The organism is Pseudoalteromonas sp. P1-26 (assembly GCF_001401795.1).
Lineage (GTDB): Bacteria > Pseudomonadota > Gammaproteobacteria > Enterobacterales > Alteromonadaceae > Pseudoalteromonas.
In genome coordinates this window covers 1-3,602 of record NZ_LKDX01000095.1, presented here as the reverse complement: position 1 = coordinate 3,602, position 3,602 = coordinate 1, and the positions used below count along the sequence as shown (strand labels likewise).

General features: G+C 36.9%; 3 protein-coding genes. 1 reads left to right on the top strand and 2 read right to left on the bottom strand.

The genetic code is table 11. From position 1 onward, the window contains the following. Positions 1-123: 123 nt before the first annotated feature. Both AN394_RS20950 and AN394_RS20945 read right to left on the bottom strand, forming a co-directional pair. Positions 124-1,215, bottom strand: a complete 1,092-nt coding sequence (locus AN394_RS20950; RefSeq protein ID WP_055022494.1) for a ParB family protein — start codon at positions 1,213-1,215, stop codon at positions 124-126. Between the two features lies 1 nt (position 1,216). Beyond that, positions 1,217-2,428: a ParA family protein gene (locus AN394_RS20945; RefSeq protein WP_055022493.1), complete on the bottom strand. Its 1,212-nt coding sequence runs from the start codon at positions 2,426-2,428 to the stop codon at positions 1,217-1,219. A 492-nt stretch (positions 2,429-2,920) separates the two neighbouring features. On the opposite strand from AN394_RS20945, the gene AN394_RS20940 reads away from it, so the two are divergent. Then, positions 2,921-3,538, top strand: a complete 618-nt coding sequence (locus AN394_RS20940; RefSeq protein WP_055022492.1) for a GAF domain-containing protein — start codon at positions 2,921-2,923, stop codon at positions 3,536-3,538. The last annotated feature ends 64 nt before the right edge of the window (positions 3,539-3,602 follow it).

Below are 3,602 nucleotides of genomic sequence, written 5' to 3'. Positions count from 1 at the left end.
AATGCTTTGTTGAAGTCGAAAGATTGAGTCATGTGTCACTCCTGTTTTCTTAATATTACTGAAATGACACAGATTTCTAAACACTACCGGGCTCGTAAAAACTCACCCATTTTATTCATATGATTAGCTTTCTAAACCACTTAGCACTTCATTAATAGCGGTATCTAATTTTTCCTGAATTTGCTTAGGAATTCTGCCAAATTCGTATGAGAAATTTCTACCTTTAACCTTTTTACGCGCAAATTGGTCTTTATTTTCAAATTTTATAAGCGTAGTTACTACAGCTTTATCTACTGAAGGTTTAAAAGATCTTGATTCATTTGCTATTAGTTTACTTAGCATATCCTTTAAATCTTCTTTGATTAAACCTTTAGCTATCTTCAGTTCATTAGCTTTGCTTTTGAGATCTTCAGTAAAGTCACACAACTGATCACCCAGTAGAGCTTGTGTAGACAAAAGGATTTTATAGTCACTGTGATTAAGCAGTGAAATATCCGGGAAAACAGAGATTAAATCATTATCGACTGTTGCCGCTTGTAATGCCTTACTTACTTTTGATTGGCTCAGACCATGACGTTTAGCTAATTCAGCCTGAGTTAGCTTTTCGCCATACTCTTTGAAGTACGTTTCTTTGTCTCTTTCTAGACGTAATCCTATTTCACGAAGGCTGTGTTCTTTAACTGATTGCAGTGATGTAGCGAGTGCCTTTGCGTCACTTAAGGTGATTTCATCATCAGTAACAAGCATTGTGAAAGTATTTATTGTACCGCCTTTATCTAACACATAGGCTCGGCGGCGAGAACCATCTAGTACATCAATTTTATTATCAGCTAGTCGCCTACCAATTGCAGGGTAGAACTGTTGATCATCTAATGTTGATAAGTCTTGAAGTGATTCTTCTGTGAGCAGTGACTGCTCTCGGCCGTTGATTTCAAAAGTGACGACCGTATTTGATTTAAGCTGCTCATATGACAATGTAACTGGTGTGAATGTAGCTTTTTGGCCTGATTTTAATGTCCAAATTTTACTTTGCCCGACGCTAACTACTCCAAGATGATGAGATAACACATCCTCAAGCGGTGTTTTGCTCTTTTCAGCTTCAAGTTTCAAGCGTTTTGCTAAGCTTTCTATTTGGTTTTTGTTACTATCTGCAATGGCTTCTTGAGAGCCTGGTGCATTGCCTAACGGAGAGACTGAACCTCTTTTCTTAGCCATTTTATTGCTCCTTCTCTTGTTCACGCCATACTTTTTGAATATCACGGTGCAATTGACTTGTCACTTCATACCCATTTTGTTGTGCGTTTTGAAAAGTCATTTTGGTTTTTGGGTATTCACTCTTTGACATATCAAATACGGTAGAGAGTAATGATGAAGCTTGTCTAACTGCCTCACTGTTGTTGAATTCAGTTGAGTAGAGGTAAGTTGAAAAGCTATCATAAAGGTTATTTTGCAAATCAGTTGTTGTTGAGCTTTCTTTATGATTAGTGAGTAATATTTTCATAAAGTCATAACCTGGGTGTTTCGCGTTTTTTAGCAATGTCCATACTTGCGGGATATAACTAAAATATGAACATGTAGCATCAATATCATTTTCAGTAACAGACAAGGGGAAAATAACACTCGTGCCAGCGTAATATGCGTTGTATGTCGCGTAGCCTAGTGATGGAGGCGTATCGATTATTATGATATCAAACTCATCTTTAACTTGCTCTATAATGTCGTGCAGTATTGAGTAAGGTGAACTTAGTTGTTGATTGAATACCGCTTCGTGGAACCAGCCTTCTATTGCTCGGTCTGATTGTGAAGCAGGTAAAATGCGTAAGTTGGGGATTGTAGTTGGTAAAAATGCTTCGCTTATAGCTTCTTTTAAGGTCTCGTTGTCATCTAACTCATAGTTCCCCATGATTAAGTCACCAACAGATAAACATCCTTCCTCTGCTGATTCAGGGGCATAGTACATTGACAGAGTTCCTTGGCCATCCATATCAATCAATCCAACTCGATAGTTTTGGTGAAACTCTGTTGCTAAGCCAGATGCAGCAGTTGCTGCAGTTACTGTTTTGCCAACACCGCCTTTTTGATTCTGAACAACAATAACCTGCAGTTCTTGGCTTTCACCGCGAACAAATGGTAATTGTTTTTTAAGTTCTTCAGGAAGTGAATCTCTTACTTTGTAGACTTCCTCAATATCTAATAACCACTGACTTTCTTCGTGCCTTCTTGGGTTAATCTTTAGAGCTTTGCAGTACTTGTCCAAGGTTCTTGCATCAATATCTAGGTATGCCACTGCTTCAGCCTTAGTAAAGACTCTCAGCTCTTTTCGGTGGTTATTTAGAAGACGTCTATTACGGCGCTGAATATATAACTCTGAACCGTCTTTTAGCTCGTCAAACGCTATATCGGTGGCTTCTACTTTAGAGATAGTCATGTGAACCTTAATGAATGTGTTTTTTTATAGTGTATGCTTTAATTTTTGCGTGGTAAAGCAAAAATTAAAGCGCGAGTTATTTTTTAATGCTCTGTTTCGTGTTTCGTTTATCTTTAATAGGTTTTCCTATACACATGACTTTTTCACGTTATTTAGTCCGATTTAGTCTATAGAAAAGGGGAGTATCAGTTATTAATAGTTTTCATATGCAAGCGTATAGCATTTGTAGGTTTTATAATTGATGAAAAAAGGAGTGCTAAGTAACTAACTCATGTTAAGTTTGTGCTTTGGTTGGCGTCGGGTACTTTCTTGTTTTCTCTGCATTGAATTGAAATCAAGTTATTACTCTAAGTGTTTTGTTCTAATTCAAATTGGAGCTTTCATGGAATTGCGTATATTATTTACGTGTTAACTGATTTCATTATGTAAACTTTATGTGTGTAAGTTACATTTCTTCGACGATTTCTATAGTTAGTTGTAAGGGGGTGGGGGTTGGATAATTACGATAAAATTCTACTTAGCTCCAATTTAATCCGCCGCCACGCATCAATGAAGGTTGATTACAGTTGCCCGGTGCAAGTGTTTATGTGGCAAGTTTTGCAAGATTCACTTGAAACTTTGAATGTCAGTCGTATTTCTGTTTGGTTGTTAAATTCGGATCCAGAAATAAACATTTTAGAGTGTGTTGCAAATACAGATTGGGGAGTTAATGATACCCCTAAAGACCTACCATATTTAACTAAGAGTGATTACCCGCGCTATTTTGAAGCAATAGAGTTCGGTGCCCCAATGATAGCTGATAATGCGCATACTGATCATAGAACAATAGACTTCACTTATACTTACTTAAAAACAGAAAATACCAAGTCGATGCTTGATACAATTATTTTTAGTGAAGGTATTCCTATCGGGGTAGTCTGTTTTGAACAAAAAGTCAATTTCAGAGAGTGGAATAGGGATGAAGTCTATTTTGCTGAGTTGATTGCTGATTGTTGTACTTATCGATTTATGGCCAAAAAACAAGCTAAGCTAGAAGATAAGCTTGTTAATTTAGTATTTTATGATGATTTAACAGGTGTTTATAATGATAAAGCAACAATTCGTCTGTAATTTCCAGTTTACCCTCTGATTTCACCTATTCAGCTCCATCCATGGTCAGGTACTTTTTACCAGA